Genomic DNA, 23,404 nt, shown 5'->3' with positions numbered 1-23,404 from the left:
AGCCTATGCCTGCGATTGGGTGTGCGCGACCTCTTAGGATGGGTCTCATGAATTCCGAGGAACCGGAGACGTCGTCCTTCCCGGCGCAGCACCCGGCACCGCAGTACCATCCGCCGGCACCGGAACCGCAGCGTGATCGTTCCGGTCTGGCGGCAGTGCTGCTGGCGCTGCTGCTTGTGGGTGCAGTGGCACTCGGGGTGTGGATGTACAACGCTTTCCTGCGCGGCGACGGGGAGCCGGCGGCCCAGCCGCCCACCCCGGAGACCACGGTGGTGACCGTGACACCGAGTTCCACGCCGCAGCGTCCCACGACGACGGTGACCTCGACCTCCCCGGTGGAGACGACGGAGACGACCGAGACGACCGAGGAGACCACCCCACCCCCGCCCGCCTTCCGCGCCCCGGACCACGCGGTGCAGTGCGCGGCCAACGTCAACTGGCGCATCTTCCGGGCGTCGGATCGGACGAGCTGTGGTTTCGCGGAGAACGTGGCCATCGCGATGGGGCCGCACACGGGGTCTGACACGACCCACGAGGTCACGGTCACCAGCCCTGTCACCGGGCAGAACTACCGCATGACGTGTCAGGCGGAGGGCGGCAACTCGTACACGTGTCGGGGTGGCCTCAATGCGGTGGTCGTGCTCGAGGACCGGGGAGTACGCGACTGACCCCACCGGGGTATAGTTCCCAGCCGTGAAGAAGTGGATGTCCGGGGCGGTCGTGCTCCCGCTGTGCGCCGGTCTGCTGGCTGCCTGCTTCTCCGACGGCACCGCCGGGGAGTCGGCTGCGGAGCAGACTCCCGTCGACGCCCACCACAGCCCGGCGGATCTGCGTGCGGAACTGCTGGCACTGGCGACGCAGGTGAGCGCGGACCACGGGGGCCGGGTGGGCATCGCGGTGGCCACGGGCGAGGAGGTCGTCCATGTCGGGCTCACCGGCAACTCGTACGCCTGGTCCACGGTCAAGGTGCCGGTCGCGGTGGTGGCGGACCGGGAGGGGGTGGCGACGGAGGCGTTGATCGCGGCGTCGATAAGCAATTCCGACAACGCGGCCGCCTACCAGCTCTCGCGGGCCATCGACCTCGACCTCGGCGACCTCGCCCACGCCCCGGAGCTGGAGCCGCTGCCGGGGGAGACCTTCTGGCCGCTCACCGAGCAGGCGCTGTTCGCGGCGCAGCTGCCGTGCCTCGACACCGAGGGAACGACGTACGAGGCGATGGCCGACATCGTCGACTGGCAGCAGTACGGCCTGGCGAACATCGACGGCGCCCATTTTAAGGGCGGCTGGGGGCTCGACGCCCCGCGCGTCTACGCGCTGCGTCAGCTCGGGACCGTGCCGGTGGAGGGTGGACTCATCGGCGTGGCGCTCATGACGCACCCGGATGACGCGGACCACGACACGGGCGTCGACATCCTCGACGCACTCAGCCTCGGGCTCGCCGAGCTCATCGACGCCGACGCCATCGCCCCGGCGACCTCCTGCGGGGCGTGATTTGGTCCTGGCCGGGGTGAGTGTTAGAGTACTCCCCACTACCACCCGTGCACCTTCTCCGGGAGCTCGGGCCACAAGCGGAGATCATCCCACCTCATGCCGCCGGCGCGTCCGGTTGGATACAGGTCAAGAGTAGGTCAGCCTCAGGCTGTCTTATTTTGAGAGATCTCCCGCCGTCGGAACCATCCGGCAGGCGGGTTTTTCTCGTGGGGGAAATCCTCGCAGGTGGCACGGTACGTTTCACGAAACCCGCTACTTGAGGAGTCACACATCAGCGCTGAAGCTCGCATTAATGAGCGTATCCGAGTTCCCGAGGTCCGCCTTGTCGGCCCGGGTGGTGAGCAGGTCGGCATCGTCCGCACGGATGATGCCCGCAAGCTCGCATACGAGGCCGATCTCGACCTGGTCGAGGTGGCCCCGAACGCCAAGCCGCCGGTCGCGAAGATCATGGACTACGGAAAGTTCAAGTACGAGCAGGCCCAGAAGGCCCGCGAGTCCCGCAAGAACCAGCAGCAGACTGTGGTCAAGGAGCAGAAGTTCCGTCCCAAGATCGACGACCACGATTACGAGACGAAAAAGGGCAACGTGATCCGCTTCCTGGAGAAGGGATCCAAGGTCAAGGTGACCATCATGTTCCGCGGTCGTGAGCAGTCGCGTCCGGAGCTCGGCTTCCGACTCCTGGAGCGTCTCGCAGAGGATGTCAAGGACTACGGCATCGTCGAGACCCGCGCCAAGCAGGACGGCCGCAACATGACCATGGTGATCGGACCGCTCCGCAAGGGCAAGAAGTAGACACCGTTTTCAACCGGGATTTAAGGACTTAATTCTCATGAAGCAGAAGACCCACAAGGGCACCGCCAAGCGCGTGAAGATCACCGGCTCCGGCAAGCTGCGCCGCGAGCAGGCCAACCGCCGCCACCTCCTCGAGGGCAAGCCGTCCACCCGCACCCGTCGCCTCAAGGGCACCGTCGACGTGGCCCCGGCTGACACCAAGCGCATGAAGCGCCTCCTCGGCAAGGCTTAAGACAAGCCGCCTCTCCACCCCACACTCATCAAGATTTAAGGAAGTATCACCGTGGCACGTGTCAAGCGGTCCGTCAACGCCAAGAAGAAGCGTCGCGCAATCCTCAAGTCCGCCAAGGGCTACCGCGGCCAGCGCTCCCGCCTCTACCGCAAGGCCAAGGAGCAGTGGCTGCACTCCATGACCTACTCTTACCGCGATCGCCGCGCGCGTAAGGGTGAGTTCCGCAAGCTGTGGATCCAGCGCATCAACGCTGCCGCCCGCATGAACGACATCACCTACAACCGCCTCATCCACGGCCTGCGCCTGGCTGAGATCGATGTCGACCGCAAGATCCTCGCCGAGCTGGCCGTCAGCGACTTCGCTGCCTTCTCCGCTCTCTGCGAGGCCGCCAAGGCCGCTCTGCCGGAGGACGTCAACGCCCCGGTCGCCGCTGCCTAAAGCTGCTTGTCGACGCCCCGCTGGTTCGCCCGGCGGGGCGTCGCTGATTCCGGGTGGTTTCGGGGTGGGTGACGGTTTCGTCGTACGCCCGGTGTCGAAACCACGGTGCAGTGTCCGGTGCCCCACACCTTGAGAGGGGTGGGTGGGGGACGATGTGGCGATCGCAGGGAACCTTTCCTCCGAGATCCCGGTCCAATAGTGCATGGACCTACAGGGGGAGTACTGGACCAGGGATGAACTGAAGGCGCAGGGGGTGTCGGACCATCAGATCAAGCGGGCGCTGGCGGCTGGGAAGCTCCACCGTCTGGCGCACGGCATCGACATGAGGGACGAGCCGGGCGGGATGGCCCTGCTGCGAGCGCTCCATCACCGCTACCCGGAGCTCGTGTTCCGCGGTCATACCGCGATGTCCGTGTACGGGCACCGGTCCACGGTGATGACTCCGGTGGCGGCGGTCATACCGAAGGGACATCGTCACCCGGGGACGCCGTTGGTCAAGTCGCGGGTGTCCCGCAGCATTGACGCCAGGGAGCACCAGGGGCTGCCGGTGGTGTCGCCGGCCGCGGCGGTCGCCGAGGATGTGCACCTCAATCGCGTCGCGCGCCTCAAGTGCCTCGAGCAGTCCTACGCCGGTTTCCGCGGGCAGGAGCGGTTCGAGAAGGATTTCGCGACGCTGCATCCGTCGCTGCAGGAGGGTCTGGTGCCGCTGCTCGGGCGGTGCGTGGTGGGCGCGTCGAGTCAGATGGAGCGGTTCTTCCACCTGGAGTTGCGCGCGCGGGGGATCGACACCATTCCCAATTACCGCCTCGGCCCGTACACGTGGGACATCGGGATCGAGTCCGCCACGACGGTCGTCGACCTGGACAGCCTGTTCTTCCACGGCCCGGAGAATACGCGGACCTTCATCATCGACCGTTGGAAGGCCAATCACGCGGAGATGATGGGTTGGGGTCATCTGCAGTTCACGGATGCCTGCGTGCAGGATCCGCTCGCGAAGACGGCGGCGATCCAGGAGATCGAGAACATCATCGCTTATCGACGCCACCTCGAACCCGTTCCCGTGCCGGGGCGTGTCGAGGCGGGGGTGTGGGAGATCCACGGGCATCTGCGCTGATGACGGTATCGTCACCCACCCGCCCTCGGCTATGTCCGTGCGGTCGGACATGCACCCGGAATCCCGCTCGAGGCGTACGACGATATCGCCGGTGACCTGCCCACTGCTAGCCTGAAGCCCATGAACCTCGACTTCACGGATCCCTTCACCGAGCGCACCCCCCGCATCGTCAACGCCGCCAAGCTGCAGCGGGCGGCGGGACGGAAGAAGGCGAACCAGTTCATCGTCGAGGGGGAGAACGCGGTGGAGGCGGCGGTGGCCACCGGGGCGGCCCGCGACGTCTTCGTAACGGAGCAGGCGGCCCGCCGTTTCGAGGAGATCCTCATCACCTGCGGCCACATGGGCGTCTACGTGCACCCGATCACCGACAAGGCCGCGAAGTCCCTATCGGACACCGTGACCACCACGGGTCTGTTCGCGGTGTGTGAGCCGGTGCTGTGGACCGTCGGCAAGGCGCTGCGTGGGCGCCCCCAGCTGGTGTCCGTGCCCGTGGAGACCTCGGAGCCGGGCAACGCCGGCACCCTCGTCCGCGTGGCGGACGCCATGGGCGCCGACGCCGTCGTGTTCGCCGGCGAGACCACCGATCCGCAGTCGAGCAAGGCGGCCCGCGCCTCCGCCGGGTCGTTGTTCCACCTGCCGGTGGCCCGCAACGTCAATGTCAAGGACGTCCTCGGGCAGCTGCGCGCCGCTGGCCTGCAGATCCTGGCCACCGCCGCCGACGGCGAGGTGGAGCTGGACGACGCCGACGAGCTCCTGACCAGGCCGACGGCCTGGCTGTTCGGCAATGAGGCCCACGGGTTGGGGGAGGAGCTGCTGGGGCTCGCCGACCACCGGGTGCGCATCCCGATCCGGGGGCGGGCGGAATCCCTCAACCTGGCGACGGCCGCGTCGATCTGCCTGTATGAGTCGGCGAAGGCCCAGGCGCGTGGGCGTCGATAAGCATAGGTATGCTGTACAGGTCTGAAAATTCTGCGCCCAGGTGAAAAGGTTTGGCACGTGTCTGACACTCCCGAAATTGAACTGACTGAGGCGGGGCTCAACGCCGCCGCGGACCAGGCTCTCGCCGCGTTCGACGCGGCCACCACCCTCGAGGAACTGAGCGTCGCTCGCCGCGACCACCTCGGTGACGAGGCCCCGATTCCGCAGGCCCGTCGCGCCCTGGGCACCCTGCCCAAGGACCAGCGCAAGGACGCGGGCCGGCTGGTGAACATGGCGCGGGGTCGCGTCGAGAAGCACTACGCCGAGGTGCTCGCCGAGCTGGAGGTCAAGCAGCGGGCGGAGCAGCTCAAGGCGGAGAAGGTCGACGTCACCGTCCCGACCACCCGCGAGCAGGTCGGTGCCCTGCACCCGATCACCTCTCTCATGGAGACCATCTCCGACATCTTCCTCGGCATGGGCTGGGAGATCGAGGACGGCCCGGAGGTCGAGGCCGAGTACTTCAACTTCGACGCCCTGAACTTCCTGCCGGACCACCCGGCCCGCACCCTGCAGGACACCTTCCACGTCGGCGACGAGGGGTCCCTGCAGGTCCTGCGCACCCACACCTCCCCGGTGCAGGTGCGTTCCATGCTCGACCGCGACGTGCCACTGTACATCGCCTGCCCGGGTCGCGTGTTCCGCACCGACGAGCTCGACGCCACCCACACCCCGGTGTTCCACCAGGTGGAGGGGCTGGCCGTGGACAAGGGACTGACCATGGCGCACCTGCGCGGCACCCTCGACCACCTGGCCAAGACCCTGTTCGGCCCGGAGACCAAGACCCGCATGCGCGCGAACTACTTCCCGTTCACCGAGCCGTCGGCCGAGGTCGATGTGTGGTTCCCCAACAAGAAGGGCGGCGCCGGCTGGATCGAGTGGGGCGGCTGCGGCATGGTCCACCCGAACGTCCTGCGCGCCGTGGGCGTGGACCCGGAGGTCTACACCGGTTTCGCGTTCGGCATGGGCCTGGAGCGCACCCTGCAGTTCCGCAACGGCCTGTCCGACATGCGTGACATGGTCGAGGGCGACGTCCGTTTCACCCTGCCGTTCGGCATCCAGAAGTAACCCGGTTCTAGAGAGGAACAGAAACAATGCTGCTTGCACAGAACTGGGTCACCGGGCTGCTGCGCCACGCCAACCCGTCCTTCGGCGTCACCCCGGAGGAGCTCGACGCCGGATACGTCCGCGTCGGTTTCGAGACCGAGGGCTACGAGCCCATCCCGGAGACCACCGGCCCGCTGGTGTTCGGTGTGGTGAAGGACATCAAGGAACTCACCGAGTTCAAGAAACCCATCCGCTACTGCCAGGTCGACGTCGGCGACGCGAACGGCACCGGTGAGCTGCAGGGCATCGTGTGCGGTGCCACCAACTTCGCCGAGGGCGACACCGTCGTCGTGGCGCTGCCGGGTGCCGTGCTGCCGGGCAACTTCGCCATCGCTGCGCGCAAGACCTACGACCACATCTCCGACGGCATGATCTGCTCCGCCGCGGAGCTGGGGCTGACCGACAAGTCCGCCGGCATCCAGACCTTCGACCCGTCCTACGGTAAGCCGGGCGAGGACGCCCGCGAGGCCCTCGGCCTGGGCGACACCGTCTTCGACGTCAACGTCACCCCGGACCGCGGCTACGCCCTGTCCGCCCGAGGCCTGAGCCGCGAGCTGGCGTCGGCCTTCGATCTGGAGTTCACGGACATCGCGCAGCAGCCGGAGGTCGGCGGTGTGGACCTGTCCGGCGTGCCCGCGCCGACCGGTGAGCTGCTTCCCATCGACGTCCGCGAGGAGACGAAGACGGTCCGCTTCGGCCTGCGCAAGGTCACCGGGATCAACCCCGCCGCGGAGTCCCCGTTCTGGCTGCAGCGCGAGCTCATGCTCTCCGGCCAGCGCCCGGTCAACGCCGCCACCGACGTGACCAACTACGTCATGCTGCTGCTCGGCCAGCCGATGCACGCCTTCGACGCCGCGCAGATCACCGGCGGCCTGCTCATCCGCAACGCCGAGGTGGGGGAGAAGTTCGAGACCCTCGATCACGTCGAGCGCACCCTCGACTCGGCGGACGTGGTCATCTGCGACGACACCGGCATCCAGTCCATGGCCGGCGTCATGGGTGGCACCCGTTCCGAGATCTCCGGTGAGACCACGGACGTCTACTTCGAGGCCGCCACCTGGGATCCGCTCACCGTCGCTCGTACCTCGCGCCGCCACAAGCTGTCCTCGGAAGCTTCCCGACGCTTCGAGCGCGGCGTCGATCCCGACATCGTCGAGGTCGCCCTCGACATGGCGTGTGCGCTGCTCGTCGACATCGCCGGCGGTGAGATCGCGCCCGAGCGCACCATCGTCGGTGACGTGCCGGGCATGCCGACGATCACCATGGCCGCCTCGCACCCCTCCGACCTGGCGGGCGTGGAGTACTCCCGCGAGACCGTCGTGAAGCGTCTCGAGGAGGTCGGCTGCACCGTCGCAGTCTCCTCCTGCGGCGGCAAACTCGAGGTCACCCCGCCGACCTGGCGCGGCGACCTGACGATCCCGGCTGACCTCGTCGAGGAGGTCCTGCGCCTCGAAGGCCTGGAGGACATCCCGCTGGTCCTGCCGACCCCGGTCGGCGGCCGTGGGCTCACCCCGGCGCAGCGTCGTCGTCGCGCCGTCGGCCACGCCCTGGCCTATAACGGCTACGCGGAGATCCTGCCGAGCCCGTTCATCGCCAACGACACCTTCGACGTGTGGGGCTTGTCTGAGGAGGACGAGCGCCGCAACGTCGTCAAGGTGCAGAACCCGCTGGAGGCCGATCGCGCCGTCCTCGGCACGACGCTGCTGCCGACGATGCTCGACGCCGTTGTTCGCAACGTCGCCCGCGGTCGTCACGACGTCGCGCTCTTCGGCCTGCAGCAGGTCGCCTTCAAGCGTGCCGACGCTTCCCCGATGCCGTCGGTGGCGCAGAAGCCCTCCGATGAGACGATCGCGGAGCTCGTCGACTCCCTGCCGTACCAGCCGCTGCACGTGGCCACCGTCGCCACTGGCCAGGTCGAGTACGAGGGTCCCTGGGGCGAGGGCCGCGCCTACACCTGGGCCGATGCGATCGAGTCCGCTCGCGTCGTGGCCCGCGCCGCCGACGTCGAGCTGGAGATCGCCTCCGCCGAGGCACTGCCGTGGCACCCGGGCCGCTGCGCCGCCCTGCTTGTCGACGGCGAGGTGGTCGGTCACGCCGGCGAGCTGCACCCGCAGGTGCTGGAGGCCCTCGGCCTGCCGGCGCGCACCTGCGCCATGGAGCTCGACCTGACGGCCCTGCCGCTGACCGAGAACTTCCCGGCCCCGGTGCTGTCCTCCTACCCGGCGCTGCACCAGGACATCGCGCTCGTCGTCGACGAAGATGTCCCGGCCGAGCAGGTGCGCCGTGTCGTCGCCGAGGGCGCCGGCGATCTGCTCGAGGACGTCGAGCTTTTCGACGTCTACCGCTCCGCCCAGCTCGGTGAGGGCAAGAAGTCCCTCGCCTTCTCCCTGCTCTTCCGCGCGGGGGATCGCACCCTCACCGACGAGGAGGCCAACGAGCGTCGCCTCGCCGCCGCTGAGCTGGCGAAGTCGACGTTCGGCGCCGAGATGCGTGCTTAGGTTCAGGAAAGTTCAGTAGGGTCGGGGCATGACCATTTCACGTCGTGCCCTGACCCTTCTTTCTGTCCCCGCCCTGTCTGCCGCCGCACTCATCGGCGGCGCCTCCGCCGCGAATGCGGCCGAAGGCGATGTCCAGTTCACCAACGCCGCCGGCGACGTTCGCTGTGACGTCGTTATGACGCAGAACGGCCCCCACGTCATCTGCGTCAGCGACGGGGCCCGCCAGACCATGCCCGAGTGCAACCCGCCGGAGGAGAAGATCCCCGCGGTCATCGTCTCCGGCAACGGCCCCGGTGTCGTCGGCTGCTGGAACCAGGGGCTCGTGGGCGAGAAGCAGGCCCTCGGCGCGGGCCAGCCGGGCAACGCCCACGGCATCACCGTGTTCGCCGACCCCATGGGCGGCCTGCACGTGCTCTCCGGTTCGCTGAACTACGTTGCCTACGCAGGGCCCTCCACGGTGGGGAACAACCCCACGGCGATGAGCTCGCAGCTGAGCAGCTAGACCCGTCGGCGGGCAAGATACCTGCGCAGCGACGCCGATACCCCGGCGACCGGGAAGGCTGGTCCCGCGACTATGAGCAGACCCATGGACATCACCGGGCCGGGGGACCGCGGGAAGACCGGAGAGGATGAGGAGCTGGTCGGTCGAGCAGAAAGACCGGGGTTCATCGTTCGTCGATGACGTCGGCGAAGGGCGCGACGTGGGTGCGGAGCGCGTCAAGGAGCTCGTCTCCTTCCTTCTGCGAGTACTCAGCGGCGCGGGGATCGTCCCACCCGGTGTCCCAGTGATGGTGCTCTGTCCAATGGGAGGCCCAGGCCCGGAGCCTGTCCGACAGGGAGGTGGGGAGGCCGTAGTCTTCCGGGGCCGGGAGGTAGAAGTCCGTACCTGACTCCCAGAGAGGGGAGTCAGCTCCCCAGTCAGCGAAGAAGCGAATGGTTCTTCTGGTCTGCGGCGGCACGGTGCCTCCCGTGGTCGGTTGTGATATCCGTCCACTCTAGGCGCCCGGAGACACGCCACTGCATACTTTTCATATGACTGCATAAAGTGCTACACTGGTCGGCATGACATTCAAGGTTGCAGTCGCTGGTGCCTCCGGTTACGCGGGTGGAGAGATCCTCCGCCTCCTGCTCGGGCACCCCTCCTACATCTCCGGTGACCTGGAGATCGGTGCGCTGACCGCCGGGTCCTCGGCGGGGCAGTCAGTCGCTGATCTCATGCCGCACCTGCCGCAGCTGGCGGACCGGGTCATCGAGGACACTACCCCTGAGGTCCTGGCCGGGCACGACGTCGTGTTCCTCGCCCTCCCGCACGGCCATTCCGGTCCCATCGGCCAGGTGCTGGCCGACACCAACCCCGAGGCCGTGGTCATCGACTGCGCCGCCGATTTCCGCCTGCAGGAGGCGGGGGAGTGGGAGCACTACTACGGCTCCGAGCATGCCGGCACCTGGCCCTACGGCATCCCCGAGCTGCCCGGTCAGCGGGAGGAGCTCACCGGCGCCAAGCGCGTCGCCGTCCCAGGGTGTTTCCCGACGGGTGCCACCCTTGCCGTCCTGCCCGCCGTCGCGGGCGGTCTCATCGTCCCGGACCTGTCCATCGTCTCCATCACGGGTGTCTCCGGTGCGGGCAAGAAGGCCGCCGTCGGGCTCCTCGGTGCTGAGATCATGGGCAGCCTGCGCGCCTACAACACCGCCGGCAAGCACCGCCACACCCCGGAGGTCATCCAGAACCTCTCCGCCGTGACGGACGATGAGGTCTCCGTCTCCTTCACCCCGGTCCTGGCGCCGCTGCCGCGCGGGATCCTCACCACCATCACCGCCCCCCTCAAGGAGGGTGTCACCGCCGAGGCGGCGTACGAGACCTACCGCGCCTTCTACGCCGACGAGCCCTTCGTGCACCTCCTGCCGGTCGGGCAGCAGCCGGAGACCCAGAACGTCGTGGGCACCAACATGTGCCATCTGCAGGTCGAGGTCAACGAGCGCGCGGGCGTGCTGCTCATGACCGGCGCCATAGACAACCTCACCAAGGGCACCGGCGGCGCCGCCGTCCAGTGCATGAACCTCTCCCTCGGCCTCGATGAGACTGCCGGCCTGCCCATGGCCGCCGTCGCCCCTTAATCCCACAACCCCGGAAAGCCTTCCCTCATGAGCATCACCGCCCCCGCAGGATTCACTGCCGCCGCCCTCACCGCAGGCATCAAGCCCTCGGGTAACCCTGACCTGGCCCTCGTGGTCAACAACGGGCCTGAGTTCCACGCCGCCGCGGTGTTCACCCGCAACCGCGTCGTCGCCTCCCCGGTGAAGATCTCCCGTGAGTCGATCAAGGACGGGCAGATCCGCGCGGTGCTGTTCAACGCCGGCAACGCCAACGCCTGCAACGGCACCCAGGGGGATAAGGATGCGCAGGCGGCCGTCGATCAGGTGGCGAAGCTTCTCGACGTCGCGCCCACCGACGTCGGCGTGTGCTCCACCGGCCTCATCGGCGAGCCGCTGCCGATGGACAAGATTCACGCGGGCGTCGAGAAGCTCGTTCCGGGCCTGGGTGATCACGGTGGCGATGCCGCGGAAGCCATCATGACCACCGACCTGGTGAAGAAGGAAGTCCTGGTAAAGGGCGACGGCTGGACCCTGGGCGGCATGGGCAAGGGCGTCGGAATGATGAGCCCCTCGCTGGCCACCATGCTCGTCTGCCTGACCACCGACGCCTCCGCCACCCCGGAGATGCTCGACGAGGCCCTGCGCGCGGCCAGCAGGGTCACCTTCGACACCCTCGACATCGACGGCTCCACCTCCACCAATGACACCGTCTTTCTGCTCGCCTCCGGCGCGTCCGGTATCTCCCCGAGCCAGGAGGAGCTCAACGCCGCCGTGCTCGAGGCCAGCGAGGACATCGCCCGGATGATGCAGGCCGACGCCGAGGGTGTGACCAAGCGCGTCACCGTCACCGTTGAGGGCACCGGCTCCGATGAGCAGGCCGTCAACGCCGCCCGCACCCTGGCTCGCGACAACCTCTTCAAGTGCGCGATGTTCGGCTCCGACCCGAACTGGGGTCGCGTTCTCGCCGCCGTCGGCATGGCCGACGCCGACATGGACCCCGACCACATCTCCGTCTACTTCAACGGCCACGCCGTGTGCGAGAACACCACGGGCACGCCCACCGCCCGCGAGGTCGACCTCTCCGGCGCCGACATCGACGTCCGCGTCGACCTCGGCACCGGCGGCCCCGGCCGCGCGACGGTCCGCACCACGGACCTCTCCCACGACTACGTCCACATCAACTCCGCCTACTCCTCCTAGGACCCCACCATGGAAGCACTGAAGAAGCTCAGCAACGAGGCCCGCGCCCACGTACTGGCCGAGGCCCTGCCCTGGTTGCAGCACTTCCGCGACAAGATCGTCGTGGTCAAGTACGGCGGCAACGCCATGATCGACGATGACCTCAAGGCCGCCTTCGCCGCCGACATGGTCTTCCTGCGCACGGTCGGTGCCAAGCCGGTCGTCGTGCACGGCGGCGGCCCGCAGATCTCCTCGATGCTCAAGCGACTCGGCCTCGACGGCGAGTTCAAGGGCGGATTCCGCGTGACCACCCCGGAGGTCATGGAGATCGTCCGTATGGTGCTCTTCGGCCAGGTCGGCCGCGATCTCGTCGGTCTCATCAACTCGCACGGCCCCTACGCCGTGGGCACATCCGGTGAGGATGCCGGTCTGTTCACCGCGGAAAAGCGGCTTGTCGACGTCGGTGGCGTCCCCACCGACATCGGACTGGTCGGCGACATCACCGCCGTCAACCCCTCGGCCGTCATGGACATCATCGAGGCCGGCCGCATCCCGGTCGTCTCCACCATCGCCCCCGGTGAGGACGGCGAGGTGTACAACATCAACGCCGACACCGCTGCCGGGGCACTGGCCGATGCGCTCGGCGCCGAGCGTCTGCTCATCCTCACCAACGTCGAGGGCCTCTACACCGACTGGCCCAACCGCGACTCGCTGCTGTCGAAGATCGTCACCTCCGAGCTCGAGTCCATCCTGCCGAATCTCGACTCCGGCATGATCCCGAAGATGGAGTCCTGCCTGCGCGCGGTGCAGGGCGGGGTGTCCGCGGCGCACGTCATCGACGGTCGCATCGCCCACTCCGTCATCCTCGAGCTGCTCACCATGGGCGGTATCGGCACCATGGTGTTGCCCGACAACTACGACCGCGGCGATTACCCCGCCGGCGCTGTGTTCAGGAAGGACGCCGACAAGTGACCGACCACATCAAGTGGAACGACGTGCTGATGAACAACTACGGCACCCCGCCGATCGAGCTCGTCTCCGGCAAGGGTGCCACCGTGGAGGACTCCCAGGGCCGCGTCCACATCGACCTGCTCGCCGGCATCGCCGTCAACGCCCTCGGCCACGGTCACCCGGCGATCGTCGAGGCCGTCACCCACCAGCTCTCCCAGCTGGGGCACGTGTCCAACCTCTTCGCCTCCGGACCCGTCATGCAGGCCGCCGCCACCCTCAAGGAGCGCGTCGGCGACGACTCCGCCCGCGTGTTCTTCTGCAACTCCGGCGGCGAGGCCAACGAGGCCGCCTTCAAGCTGGCCCGCCTCACCGGCCGCTCCCGCATCCTGGCCGCGGTCCACGGCTTCCACGGCCGCACCATGGGCTCCCTGGCGCTCACCGGCCAGCCGGACAAGCGCAAGGCCTTCGAGCCGCTGCCCACCGGCGTGGAGTTCTACCCCTACGGCGACGTCGAGTACCTGACCAAGCTCGTCGAGACGAACCCGTCCGATGTCGCGGCCATCTTCCTCGAGCCCGTCCAGGGTGAGACCGGCGTCGTCCCGGCCCCCGCCGGCTTCCTGCAGGCCGTCCGCGACCTGTGCGACGAGCACGGCATCCTCATGGTGTGCGACGAGGTGCAGACCGGCGTCGGCCGCACCGGCGACTTCTTCGCCTTCCAGCACGATCGGGTCCTGCCGGACGTCATCACCATGGCCAAGGGCCTCGGCGGCGGCATCCCAATCGGCGCTACCATCGCCCGCGGAAAGGCCGCCGAGCTCTTCCAGCCCGGTGCCCACGGCACCACCTTCGGCGGTAACCCCGTCGCCTGCGCGGCCGCCAACGCGGTGCTCGGGATCGTCGACGACGAGTTCTGTGCGGAGGTCCGGGAGAAGGGTGCGTACTTCGCGGAGAAGCTCACCGCCATCGGGGGCGTCGACCATGTCCGCGGGCGCGGGCTCATGCTCGGCGTCGTGCTGGAGAAGCCGGTGGCCAAGGAGGCTGTCAAGCAGGGCTTCGACCACGGGCTCATCCTCAACGCCCCGGCGGAGGACATCATCCGCCTCACCCCGCCGCTCATCATCAGCCACGACGAGATGGACGCGGCCGTCGAGAAGCTCTCGGCACTCATCAACGACCTCACAAAGGAGGACTGACCATGACCACCCCGAACGTGCGGCACTTCCTGGCCGACGACGACCTCACCCCGGCCGAGCAGGCCGAGGTCCTGGCCCTCGCGGCCGAGCTGAAGAAGGCCCCCCTGTCGAAGCGCCCGCTCGAGGGTCCGCTGTCGGTCGCGGTGCTCTTCGACAAGACGTCGACCCGCACCCGCTTCTCCTTCGACGCCGGCATCGCCCACCTCGGTGGCCATCCCATCGTCGTGGACTCCGGCTCCTCCCAGATGGGCAAGGGTGAGACGATCCAGGACACCGGTGCGGTGCTCTCGCGCTACGTGGAGATGATCGTGTGGCGCACCTACGCGCACCAGAACTTCCACGACCTGGCCGAGACCGCCACGGTGCCGATCATTAACTCCCTGTCCGACGACCTGCACCCCTGCCAGATCCTGGCGGACCTGCAGACCTGCGTGGAGAACCTCTGCCCGGAGGAGGGCCCCGCGGGCCTGAAGGGGAGGAAGGCGGTCTACCTCGGCGACGGCGACAACAACATGGCCAACTCGTACATGATCGGCTTCGCCACCGCGGGCATGGACATGACGATCATCGCGCCGGCGGGCTTCCAGCCGAAGGCCGGGTTCGTCGAGCGGGCGCAGGCCCGGGCTGCCGAGACCGGCGCGACCGTCGAGGTCACCTCCGACGTGGCAGCGGTCGCCGGCGCGGACGTGGTCATCACCGACACCTGGGTGTCCATGGGCATGGAGGCCGACGGCAAGGACCGTCGCACCCCCTTCCTGCCGTACCAGGTCACCGCGGACATCATGGCGAAGGCCGGGGAGGACGCGATCTTCCTCCACTGCCTGCCGGCCTACCGCGGCAACGAGGTCACCGCCGAGGTCATCGACGGACCACAGTCACGCGTGTTCGACGAGGCCGAGAACCGGCTGCACGCCCAGAAGGCGCTCATGGTGTGGCTGCTGGAGCACCAGCCGGAGTAGATGATGTCCGCTCCCGTCTCCCGCACCGCCCGCCAGGGCAAGATCCTGGAGATCCTCGGCAAGACCCGGGTCTCCAGCCAGGTGCAGCTGTCCGAACTGCTTCTCGACGAAGGCGTGGACATCACCCAGGCCACCCTGTCGCGCGACCTCGACGAGCTGGGTGCCAAGAAGATCCGCCCCGACCAGGGGAGGGCTTTCTACGTCGTGGGCCACGTCGAGAAGCAGCTCGCGGCGCAACTGACCGGCCCGAAGGAGAAGCTGCGCCGCATGCTCGACGAGCTGGTCGTCGCGGTGGACCATTCGGGCAACATCGCGGTGCTGCGCACCCCGCCCGGGGCGGCGCAGTACCTCGCCAGCTTCATCGACCGCGTCGGTCTCGATGAGACCGTCGGCACCATCGCGGGTGACGACACCATCTTCGTCCTCGCCCGCGAACCCCTCACGGGCCGTGAGCTGGGGGACCTGCTCACCGGCTCCTAGAGCCCCCGGTATCCTCAATAATCAGTAACACCAAAACCCAAGGAGAACCCCCTATGTCTGCACGCGTCGTCCTCGCCTACTCAGGCGGCCTCGACACCACCGTCGCGATCCCGTACCTGGCCAAGATGACCGGCGGCGAGGTCGTCGCCGTGTCCCTCGACCTCGGGCAGGGCGGCGAGGATATGGAGTCCGTGCGCCAGCGCGCCCTCGACTCCGGTGCCGTCGAGTCCATCGTCATCGACGCCCGCGACGAGTTCGCCGACGAGTACTGCCTGCCGACCATCAAGGCCAACGGCATGTACATGAAGCAGTACCCGCTGGTCTCCGCGATCTCCCGCCCGCTCATCGTCAAGCACCTCGTCGAGGCGGCCAAGGAGCACGGCGGCACCCACGTCTCCCACGGCTGCACCGGCAAGGGCAACGACCAGGTCCGTTTCGAGGTCGGCTTCCGCAACGCCAACCCGGACCTGGAGATCATCGCCCCGGCCCGCGACTACGCCTGGACCCGCGACAAGGCCATCGCCTTCGCCGAGGAGATCGACCTGCCGATCGAGCAGTCCGCCTCCTCCCCGTTCTCCATCGACCAGAACGTCTGGGGCCGCGCCATCGAGACCGGCTACCTCGAGGACCTGTGGAACGCCCCGACCAAGGACATCTACGCCTACACCGAGGAGCCGACCCTGGGCAACGCCCCGGATGAGCTCATCATCTCCTTCGAGGGCGGCAAGCCCGTCGCCATCGACGGCAAGCCCGTCACCGTCCTCGAGGCCATCGAGGAGCTCAACCGCCGCGGCGGCGCACAGGGTGTCGGCCGTCTCGACATGGTCGAGGACCGCCTCGTCGGCATCAAGTCCCGCGAGATCTACGAGGCCCCGGGTGCCATGATCCTCATCAAGGCCCACGAGGCCCTCGAGGACGTCACCCTCGAGCGCGAGCTGGCCCGCTACAAGCGCCTCGTCGACGCCCGCTGGTCCGAGGAGGTCTACGACGGCCTGTGGTTCGGCCCGCTCAAGCGCTCCCTCGACGCCTTCATCGACTCCACCCAGGAGCACGTCACCGGCGACATCCGCCTCGTGCTGCACGCCGGTTCCATCACCGTCAACGGCCGTCGCTCCAACCACTCCCTGTACGACTTCAACCTGGCCACCTACGACACCGGTGACACCTTCGACCAGACCATGGCCAAGGGCTTCGTCAAGCTCCACGGCCTGTCCTCGGAGATCGCCAACAAGCGTGACCGCGAGGCGACGAACTAGATGGAACAGCACGGTACGAACGAAGGTGCCCTGTGGGGTGGCCGGTTCTCCGGCGGCCCGTCCGAGGCGATGTTCGCCCTGAGCGTGTCCACCCACTTCGACTGGGTGCTCGCCCCCTACGACGTCCTGGCGTCGAAGGCGCACGCCAAGGTCCTGCACTCCGCGGGCCTGCTCTCCGACGCTGACCTGGAGACCATGCTCGCCGGCCTCGACCAGCTGGGGCGCGACGTCGCCGACGGCAGCTTCGGGCCCGAGCCCTCGGACGAGGACGTCCACGGGGCCATGGAGCGCGGTCTCATCGACCGCGTCGGCCCGGAGGTCGGCGGCCGCCTGCGCGCGGGCCGCTCCCGCAACGATCAGGTGGCCACGCTCTTCCGCATGTGGGTGCGCGACGCCGTCCGCGGCATCGCCGTCGGCGTCACCGAGCTTGTCGACGCCCTGGTCGCCCAGGCCGCCGCCCACCCGGAGGCGATCATGCCCGGCAAGACCCACTTCCAGGCCGCGCAGCCCGTGCTGCTCGCCCACCAGCTGCTGGCCCACGCCCAGCCGCTGCTGCGCGATCTCGAGCGCATCCGCGACCTGGACAAGCGCCTGGCCGTCAGCCCGTACGGCTCCGGCGCCCTGGCGGGCTCCTCGCTCAAGCTCAACCCGGAGGCCATCGCCGAGGAGCTCGGCTTCGACTCCGCGGCGGACAACTCCATCGACGCGACCTCCTCGCGTGACTTCGCCGCCGAGACGGCGTTCGTCCTCGCGCAGATCGCGGTGGACATGTCGCGCCTGGCCGAGGAGATCATCGCGTGGTGCACCCCGGAGTTCGGGTACGTCACCCTCTCCGATGCCTGGTCCACCGGCTCGTCGATCATGCCGCAGAAGAAGAACCCGGACGTCGCCGAGCTGACGCGAGGCAAGACCGGCCGCCTCATCGGCAACCTCACCGGCCTCATGGCCACCCTCAAGGCGCAGCCGCTGGCCTACAACCGTGACCTGCAGGAGGACAAGGAGCCGATCGTCGACTCCGTCGCCCAGCTCAACCTGCTGCTCCCGGCGATGACCGGCTTGGTCTCCACCCTGACCTTCCACGAGGAGCGCATGCGCGAGCTTGCCCCGGCCGGCTTTACCCTGGCCACCGACCTCGCCGAGTGGATGGTGCGCGAGGGCGTGCCGTTCCGCGAGGCCCACGAGGCCTCCGGTGCGTGCGTGCGCATCGCCGAGTCCCGCGGCGTCGGCCTGGTCGATCTGACGGACGAGGAACTGGCGGGCGTCGATAAGCGTCTGACCCCGGCGGTGCGTGAGGTCCTCACGATCGACGGCGCGGTGGCCTCCCGGGCCACGCGCGGCGGTACCGCCGGCGTGCGCGTCGGTGAGCAGCGCGAGCGGGTGGCGGAGGCCTCTCGCGAGCACCACACGTGGGCCACGACCCCGGTTCGGGGCTAGAGGTCCAGACCGTTCGAGTGGCCGAACCGAAAGAAGCGTCATAAGCTTCGCCCATGAGTAAGGCGCAGGGCAGATCAGGCCGAGGATGTTCCGTCATCGTCGGCCTGATTTTGCTTGTTCTGGCAGTGGTCGCGGTCCTCATCGGGCGCGGCACCCTCAGCCTCCCCGGTATCCCCGGTGTCCCCGGTGTCGGAAGCAGCGCCGGGGGCGGCGGGACCGTGCAGGTCTCGGGTGTCATCGGCTCGGAGAAACGGGGGTTCTTCGAGGACCCGCGGGTGCAGGACGTCCTCGCCGAGCACGGCTTCGAGGTGGACGTCGACACGGCCGGTTCCCGGCGGATCGCCACCGACGTCGACCTGAACTCCTACGACTTCGCCTTCCCGTCCTCGGCCCCGGCGGGGCAGAAGATCGTCAGCAGCGTGCCCAACCGGGGAGTGAACACCCCGTTCCACTCGCCGATGGCGGTGGCGACCTTCACCCCGATCCTGCAGATCCTCGAGCGGGAGGGTGTGGCACGGCAGGAGGCCGGCCACTGGTTCATCGACATGGAGCGCTACATCGAGCTGGCGCGCAGTGAGACCCGTTGGCGGGACCTGGGACCGGAGTACCCCTCGCCGCGGACCGTGCAGATCTCCTCGACGGACATCCGCACCTCGAACTCCGCTGCCATGTACCTGTCGATCCTGGCGTGGGTGACCCGCGGCGGGGGAGTGGTCACCTCCGACGCGCAGGTCAGGGAGGTCATCGACGCGGTCAGCCCGCTGTTCGTCGGACAGGGCTACACCGAGTCGACCTCCGCCGGGCCCTTCGCCGACTACCTGGCGCAGGGCATCGGTGCCCGCCCCATGGTGATGGTCTACGAGGCCCAGTACCTGGGGGAGAAGATGGCGGAGAACTCCCGCATCCGCGACGACATGGCGCTGGCCTACCCGGACCCGACGCTCAACTCCACCCACATGCTCGTCGCCCTCACCGACGACGGTGCGGAGGTCGGACGCCTGCTCACCACGGACCCGGAGCTGCAGCGCCTGGCCGCCGAGCACGGTTTCCGCCCGGGTGATCGGAGCCTGTTCGCCACGGCGCTGGGGGACCACGGCATCGCGGAGCCACCGGCCTTCCTGGCCACCGTCGACCCGCCCGTCTACGACCGCCTCGAGGAACTCATCGAGGGTGTCGGGGCCCAGTATTCTAGCCCGGCTCCGCCGGACGACATCGAGGAGGATGCACCATGAGGACCCGCCTCACCGCCGCCGTGACCGCCCTGGTCACGGCCCTCACGCTCACCGCCTGTGGCGACACCGAGCTGCCCGTCGTCGGCGGCGGCACAGGCGGCACGGACGGTACGCCGCTGCGTATTGTCGCCGCCACCGAGCTGCAGGATCTCGAGCCGGTCATCGAGGATGCCGCCGACGATCTCGGGTTCCCCATCGAGTTGAGCTTCCCGGCCGGCACCCTCGACAACTCGCGCACGCTTCTCGACGGCGGCTTCGACGACGAGTACGACGCCACCTGGTTCGCCACCAACCGCTACGTCGACATCCTCGGCGCCTCCGGTCACCTCGCCGACCAGACCAAGATCGGGTTGTCTCCCGTGGCCTTCGGCGTCACCTCCGACACGGCCGCCGAACTGGGGTGGGACGCCCGCCAGCCGATGTGGTCGGAGATCGCCGGAGCCGCCGCCGACGGCGACATCACCTTCGGCATGACCGACCCCTCCGCGTCGAACTCCGGTTTCTCCGCCCTCGTGTCGGTGGCCACCGCCCTGGCGGACACCGGTGCCGCCCTCACAGAGTCCGACATCGACCGCGTCAGCCCGCAGCTGCAGGGCTTCTTCTCCGGGCAGACGCTCACCTCCGGTTCCTCCGGATGGCTCACCGACACGTTTCTCACGGACCGCTCGCGTGCCGACGCCCTCATCAACTACGAGTCCGTCCTCCACACCGTCAACCGCGACGAGGGTGCCGACCTCACCGTCATCGTTCCCGCCGACGGTGTCGTCTCCGCGGACTACCCGCTGTCGACGCTCGCCCGCCCCGCACAGCCGGAGGCCCGCGAGAAGGTCGCCGCGCTCAGCGAGTGGCTGCTCGAGCGCCCCGAGGTCATGACGGACTCGTATCGACGCCCCGTCGACGCCACCTCTGACCTCCCGCCCGAGCTGGCCGGTCAGCTGCTCATCGAACTGCCCTTCCCGGCCACCCGCACCATCACGGACCGTCTCGTCGCCGCGTTCCACAATGAGCTGCGCCCGCCGGGCGACACCGTCTTCGTTCTCGACACCTCCGGGTCCATGGAGGGGGAGCGCCTGGCGATGCTGCAGGACACCCTGCGTTCGCTCATCGACGGCACCGCCCACGGCGCCGCCGGCAGCGTCGGCTTCCGGGACCGCGAGAGGATCAGCCTGCAGCCCTTCGCCGACGCCCCCGCCGCGCCGCTCACCCTGCGGTACTCCGCGGAGGACCCGCAGGCCACCGGGGAACTCTCGGCGGCGGTCGACGGACTCCACGCGGAGGGGGCGACCGCGATCTACTCCGCACTCATCAACGCCTACGGCACCGTCGCCGCGGAGGAGGGGGCAATCCCGTCGATCGTGCTCATGAGCGACGGCGAACTCACAGCCGGGGTCACCCTCGACCAGTTCCGCGAATTCCACGCCGGCCTCTCCGGCCCGGCGGCCGACATCCCCGTGTTCGTCATCCTCTACGGGGAGGCCAACGTCGGCGAGATGACCGAGGTCGCCGAGCTCACCGGTGGCAAGGTGTTCGACGCCCTCGACGGGGACCTCGAGGCGGCCTTCAAGGAGATCCGTGGATACCAGTGACAACTTCTTCCTCTCCCGGAAGAACCTCGTCGGCATGCTCATCGCGACCGCGATCCTCGTCGTCCACCTCGTCGCCGGGCTCGGCTTCCTGTGGCCCGTCGTGGCCCTGGCCGGCTGGGGTGCGGGCGTCGCGCTGACCCCCGCACCCCGCCAGCAGGCCCTGCCCCCGGCCCCGGAACGCCCCGACGCGGATGAACTGCTCCGTCGACTGGACCGCAGTACGAGTCGACTCTACGAATCGGGTCCGGCGTCCGGGGTCCTCGACGCCACCGCCTCCCTCCGTGGAGCCCTCGTCCAGGTGCTTCTCGAGTGGGAGCACCTGGAGGACGTGCCCGAGCAGCGGGTGGTCATCGAGACGATCATCGACGACTACGTGCCCGCCACAATCGACGCCTACCTGCAGGTGACGGACCGTCAGCACCCGGCGGCGGTCCCCCAGACCGTCGACGCCCTGGGGATCCTCGAGGAGGAGACGCTGCGCATCCACAAGGCCGTGGTCAACGACACCCTCCGCGAACTCGAGGACCAGACCCGCGCACTGCGCCTCCAGTTCGGGCGCCTCCCGGCCCCCGGGTACGATACTGAGTCATGAGTCTCGATCCGAAGTTGCTGGAAGTCCTCGCCTGTCCGAAGGACAAGGGCCCGCTGACCTATCTCGAGGACCGTCAGGTCCTGGTCAACGACAGGCTCGGCCTGGCCTATCGCATCGACGACGGCATCCCCGTGATGCTCATCGACGAAGCGACCCCGTGGCCGCCCACCGCCGAGTAACACCCTTTTCCCGCTTCTTCCCATTTGCACGAGAGATCCTTCATGAACATCATTGACGAGTTGACCTGGCGCGACCTCATCAACCAGTCCACCGACCTGGACGCCCTGCGCGAGGCCACCGACGGCACCTCCATCACCCTGTACTGCGGATTCGATCCGACCGGCCCGTCCCTGCACGCCGGCCACCTGGTACCGCTGCTCATGCTGCGTCGTTTCCAGCAGGCCGGGCACCGTCCGATCGTCCTCGCCGGCGGTGCCACCGGCATGATCGGTGACCCGCGTGACGTCGGTGAGCGTTCCATGAACTCCGCCGACACCGTCGCCGACTGGTCCGAGCGCATCTCCGGCCAGCTCTCCCGCTTCGTCTCCTTCGAGGGGGACAATGCGGCGCTGCTGCTCAACAACAACGACTGGACAAAGGACCTCACCGCGATCTCCTTCCTCCGCGACATCGGCAAGCACTTCCCGCTCAACACGATGCTGTCCCGCGACACCGTCAAGCGCCGCCTGGAGACCGACGGCATCTCCTACACCGAGTTCTCCTACGTGTTGCTCCAGGCGAACGACTTCGTCCAGCTGCGCCGCAACTATGACTGCGTTCTGCAGGTCGGTGGTGGTGACCAGTGGGGCAACCTCGTCGCCGGCGTCGACCTCAACCGCCGTATGGACGGCGAATCCGTCCACGCGATGACCGTTCCGCTGGTCACCGACTCCGAGGGCAAGAAGTTCGGCAAGTCCACCGGCGGTGGTTCCCTGTGGCTCGATCCGGAGATGACCAGCCCGTACACCTGGTACCAGTACTTCATCAACGCCTCCGACGCCGACGTCATCCGCTACCTGCGTTGGTTCACGTTCCTCACCGCCGAGGAGCTGGCCGAGCTGGAGACCGAGGTCGCGGAGCGACCCTTCAAGCGGGAGGCACAGCGTCGTCTGGCCCGCGAGATGACCAACCTCGTCCACGGCGAGGAGGCCACCGCTGCCGTCGAGCTCGCCTCCCAGGCACTCTTCGGCCGCGCCGAGCTGACGGATCTCGACGAGAAGACCCTGGCCTCCGCCGTGTCCGAGACCGAGGTGTTCGAGGTCGGCGCCGGCGAGCCCCGCACCATCGTCGATCTCCTCGTCGGATCGGGCCTGGTTGACTCCCGCGGTGCCGCCCGCCGTGCGATCAAGGAAGGTGGCGCCTACGTGAACAACGAGCGAATCGCCTCCGAGGAGTGGGAGCCCGCCGAGGGTGATCTGCTGCACGGATCCTGGCTCGTGCTCCGCCGCGGCAAAAAGAACTTCGCCGGCGTGAAGGTCACCGCATAGCGTTACTTTACGACGAACGTTACCCCGTCTGACCTGGCGATTTGGTGAAGACGGGGGACGTGAGTAACTTAATGGAGGTCGCCGAGAGCGCCGCAGAGAAACACTGCGGAGGGCACGAGGTGACAGGGAGATGAACACCATGTTGACTTCTTGAAAACAGTCAGCTAGAGTTGAATCTCCAGCCGCAGAAACAAATCCGGTTCATCCGGAAGCGTAACTGTGTGCGGTTGTTGTGTGAGAACTCAATAGTGTGCCAATGTACTTTTGTTTGTGGTTGTTGGTTGTGTGTGCTGGCTGGCTGCCTTGATGGGTGG

At 68.1% G+C, this 23,404-nt stretch carries 23 protein-coding genes; all 23 read left to right on the top strand.

Going from position 1 to position 23,404, the window contains the following annotated elements; genetic code table 11:
• Positions 1-47: 47 nt before the first annotated feature.
• The 23 genes from B9Y70_RS07630 to tyrS all read left to right on the top strand — a co-directional run bounded on the left by B9Y70_RS07630 (position 48) and on the right by tyrS (position 23,090).
• Positions 48-668, top strand: a complete 621-nt coding sequence (locus B9Y70_RS07630; RefSeq protein WP_085549677.1) for a hypothetical protein — start codon at positions 48-50, stop codon at positions 666-668.
• A gap of 25 nt (positions 669-693) precedes the next feature.
• Positions 694-1,491 (top strand): hypothetical protein, encoded by a 798-nt coding sequence (locus B9Y70_RS07625; protein WP_085549676.1) that lies wholly within the window; start codon positions 694-696, stop codon positions 1,489-1,491.
• Positions 1,492-1,716: 225 nt separating this feature from the next.
• A complete protein-coding gene (gene infC, locus B9Y70_RS07620) occupies positions 1,717-2,283 on the top strand; it encodes a translation initiation factor IF-3 (RefSeq protein ID WP_085549675.1) in 567 nt (188 codons plus the stop codon).
• A 37-nt stretch (positions 2,284-2,320) separates the two neighbouring features.
• A complete protein-coding gene (gene rpmI / locus B9Y70_RS07615; RefSeq protein WP_085549674.1) occupies positions 2,321-2,515 on the top strand; it encodes a 50S ribosomal protein L35 in 195 nt (64 codons plus the stop codon).
• A 51-nt stretch (positions 2,516-2,566) separates the two neighbouring features.
• Positions 2,567-2,953 (top strand): 50S ribosomal protein L20, encoded by a 387-nt coding sequence (gene rplT / locus B9Y70_RS07610; protein ID WP_085549673.1) that lies wholly within the window; start codon positions 2,567-2,569, stop codon positions 2,951-2,953.
• A gap of 253 nt (positions 2,954-3,206) precedes the next feature.
• Positions 3,207-4,067, top strand: a complete 861-nt coding sequence (locus B9Y70_RS07605; RefSeq protein ID WP_240309169.1) for a hypothetical protein — start codon at positions 3,207-3,209, stop codon at positions 4,065-4,067.
• A 120-nt stretch (positions 4,068-4,187) separates the two neighbouring features.
• Positions 4,188-5,006 (top strand): TrmH family RNA methyltransferase, encoded by an 819-nt coding sequence (locus B9Y70_RS07600; protein WP_085549671.1) that lies wholly within the window; start codon positions 4,188-4,190, stop codon positions 5,004-5,006.
• A gap of 57 nt (positions 5,007-5,063) precedes the next feature.
• On the top strand, positions 5,064-6,110 hold the full coding sequence (gene pheS, locus B9Y70_RS07595; RefSeq protein ID WP_085549670.1) for a phenylalanine--tRNA ligase subunit alpha: 1,047 nt from the start codon (positions 5,064-5,066) through the stop codon (positions 6,108-6,110).
• Positions 6,111-6,136: 26 nt separating this feature from the next.
• The gene (gene pheT / locus B9Y70_RS07590; protein WP_085549669.1) at positions 6,137-8,647 is read left to right on the top strand and encodes a phenylalanine--tRNA ligase subunit beta; all 2,511 of its coding nucleotides are present in this window, start codon (positions 6,137-6,139) and stop codon (positions 8,645-8,647) included.
• 28 nt (positions 8,648-8,675) lie between these two features.
• On the top strand, positions 8,676-9,149 hold the full coding sequence (locus B9Y70_RS07585) for a hypothetical protein (RefSeq protein ID WP_085549668.1): 474 nt from the start codon (positions 8,676-8,678) through the stop codon (positions 9,147-9,149).
• 560 nt (positions 9,150-9,709) lie between these two features.
• Positions 9,710-10,762: an N-acetyl-gamma-glutamyl-phosphate reductase gene (argC, locus tag B9Y70_RS07575; protein ID WP_085549666.1), complete on the top strand. Its 1,053-nt coding sequence runs from the start codon at positions 9,710-9,712 to the stop codon at positions 10,760-10,762.
• A gap of 27 nt (positions 10,763-10,789) precedes the next feature.
• Entirely contained in the window at positions 10,790-11,941 is a 1,152-nt protein-coding gene (gene argJ, locus B9Y70_RS07570; protein WP_085549665.1) for a bifunctional glutamate N-acetyltransferase/amino-acid acetyltransferase ArgJ, read from the top strand.
• Positions 11,942-11,950: 9 nt separating this feature from the next.
• A complete protein-coding gene (gene argB / locus B9Y70_RS07565; RefSeq protein WP_085549664.1) occupies positions 11,951-12,892 on the top strand; it encodes an acetylglutamate kinase in 942 nt (313 codons plus the stop codon).
• 29 nt (positions 12,893-12,921) lie between these two features.
• Positions 12,922-14,064, top strand: a complete 1,143-nt coding sequence (locus tag B9Y70_RS07560; protein WP_240309188.1) for an acetylornithine transaminase — start codon at positions 12,922-12,924, stop codon at positions 14,062-14,064.
• A 2-nt stretch (positions 14,065-14,066) separates the two neighbouring features.
• Positions 14,067-15,023, top strand: coding sequence for an ornithine carbamoyltransferase (argF, locus tag B9Y70_RS07555; protein ID WP_085549662.1), 957 nt, complete (start codon positions 14,067-14,069; stop codon positions 15,021-15,023).
• Positions 15,024-15,026: 3 nt separating this feature from the next.
• Positions 15,027-15,503, top strand: coding sequence for an arginine repressor (locus B9Y70_RS07550; RefSeq protein WP_085549854.1), 477 nt, complete (start codon positions 15,027-15,029; stop codon positions 15,501-15,503).
• A 53-nt stretch (positions 15,504-15,556) separates the two neighbouring features.
• Positions 15,557-16,759: an argininosuccinate synthase gene (locus B9Y70_RS07545; RefSeq protein ID WP_085549661.1), complete on the top strand. Its 1,203-nt coding sequence runs from the start codon at positions 15,557-15,559 to the stop codon at positions 16,757-16,759.
• Positions 16,760-18,193 carry an argininosuccinate lyase gene (gene argH, locus B9Y70_RS07540; RefSeq protein WP_085549660.1) on the top strand — a complete coding sequence of 478 codons (1,434 nt, stop codon included), beginning with the start codon at positions 16,760-16,762 and terminating at the stop codon, positions 18,191-18,193.
• Between the two features lie 53 nt (positions 18,194-18,246).
• Positions 18,247-19,425 carry a hypothetical protein gene (locus B9Y70_RS07535; RefSeq protein WP_085549659.1) on the top strand — a complete coding sequence of 393 codons (1,179 nt, stop codon included), beginning with the start codon at positions 18,247-18,249 and terminating at the stop codon, positions 19,423-19,425.
• Complete coding sequence (locus B9Y70_RS07530) at positions 19,422-21,011, top strand: vWA domain-containing protein (RefSeq protein WP_085549658.1); 1,590 nt, start codon at positions 19,422-19,424, stop codon at positions 21,009-21,011. The genes B9Y70_RS07535 and B9Y70_RS07530 overlap by 4 nt, the downstream gene beginning before the upstream one ends.
• Positions 20,998-21,603, top strand: coding sequence for a hypothetical protein (locus tag B9Y70_RS07525; RefSeq protein WP_085549657.1), 606 nt, complete (start codon positions 20,998-21,000; stop codon positions 21,601-21,603). The genes B9Y70_RS07530 and B9Y70_RS07525 overlap by 14 nt, the downstream gene beginning before the upstream one ends.
• Complete coding sequence (locus B9Y70_RS07520) at positions 21,600-21,782, top strand: Trm112 family protein (protein ID WP_085549656.1); 183 nt, start codon at positions 21,600-21,602, stop codon at positions 21,780-21,782. The genes B9Y70_RS07525 and B9Y70_RS07520 overlap by 4 nt, the downstream gene beginning before the upstream one ends.
• A 42-nt stretch (positions 21,783-21,824) precedes the next feature.
• Complete coding sequence (gene tyrS, locus B9Y70_RS07515) at positions 21,825-23,090, top strand: tyrosine--tRNA ligase (RefSeq protein ID WP_085549655.1); 1,266 nt, start codon at positions 21,825-21,827, stop codon at positions 23,088-23,090.
• The last annotated feature ends 314 nt before the right edge of the window (positions 23,091-23,404 follow it).

The organism is Corynebacterium pollutisoli (assembly GCF_900177745.1).
GTDB classification, from domain to species: domain Bacteria; phylum Actinomycetota; class Actinomycetes; order Mycobacteriales; family Mycobacteriaceae; genus Corynebacterium; species Corynebacterium pollutisoli.
The sequence above is the reverse complement of the archived record's forward strand: the minus strand, read 5'-3'. Positions and strand labels throughout refer to the sequence as shown.

Bases quoted from the DNA above. Each gene is read 5' to 3' on its own strand.
- rpmI (WP_085549674.1), top strand. From the start codon at position 2,321: ATGAAGCAGAAGACCCACAAGGGCACCGCCAAGCGCGTGAAGATCACC.
- B9Y70_RS07535 (WP_085549659.1), top strand. From the start codon at position 18,247: ATGAGTAAGGCGCAGGGCAGATCAGGCCGAGGATGTTCCGTCATCGTC.
- argC (WP_085549666.1), top strand. From the start codon at position 9,710: ATGACATTCAAGGTTGCAGTCGCTGGTGCCTCCGGTTACGCGGGTGGA.
- argJ (WP_085549665.1), top strand. From the start codon at position 10,790: ATGAGCATCACCGCCCCCGCAGGATTCACTGCCGCCGCCCTCACCGCA.
- tyrS (WP_085549655.1), top strand. From the start codon at position 21,825: ATGAACATCATTGACGAGTTGACCTGGCGCGACCTCATCAACCAGTCC.
- argF (WP_085549662.1), top strand. From the start codon at position 14,067: ATGACCACCCCGAACGTGCGGCACTTCCTGGCCGACGACGACCTCACC.
- B9Y70_RS07520 (WP_085549656.1), top strand. From the start codon at position 21,600: ATGAGTCTCGATCCGAAGTTGCTGGAAGTCCTCGCCTGTCCGAAGGAC.
- B9Y70_RS07630 (WP_085549677.1), top strand. From the start codon at position 48: ATGAATTCCGAGGAACCGGAGACGTCGTCCTTCCCGGCGCAGCACCCG.
- B9Y70_RS07585 (WP_085549668.1), top strand. From the start codon at position 8,676: ATGACCATTTCACGTCGTGCCCTGACCCTTCTTTCTGTCCCCGCCCTG.
- pheT (WP_085549669.1), top strand. From the start codon at position 6,137: ATGCTGCTTGCACAGAACTGGGTCACCGGGCTGCTGCGCCACGCCAAC.
- B9Y70_RS07550 (WP_085549854.1), top strand. From the start codon at position 15,027: ATGTCCGCTCCCGTCTCCCGCACCGCCCGCCAGGGCAAGATCCTGGAG.
- B9Y70_RS07545 (WP_085549661.1), top strand. From the start codon at position 15,557: ATGTCTGCACGCGTCGTCCTCGCCTACTCAGGCGGCCTCGACACCACC.
- argH (WP_085549660.1), top strand. From the start codon at position 16,760: ATGGAACAGCACGGTACGAACGAAGGTGCCCTGTGGGGTGGCCGGTTC.
- B9Y70_RS07560 (WP_240309188.1), top strand. From the start codon at position 12,922: ATGAACAACTACGGCACCCCGCCGATCGAGCTCGTCTCCGGCAAGGGT.
- argB (WP_085549664.1), top strand. From the start codon at position 11,951: ATGGAAGCACTGAAGAAGCTCAGCAACGAGGCCCGCGCCCACGTACTG.
- B9Y70_RS07530 (WP_085549658.1), top strand. From the start codon at position 19,422: ATGAGGACCCGCCTCACCGCCGCCGTGACCGCCCTGGTCACGGCCCTC.
- B9Y70_RS07600 (WP_085549671.1), top strand. From the start codon at position 4,188: ATGAACCTCGACTTCACGGATCCCTTCACCGAGCGCACCCCCCGCATC.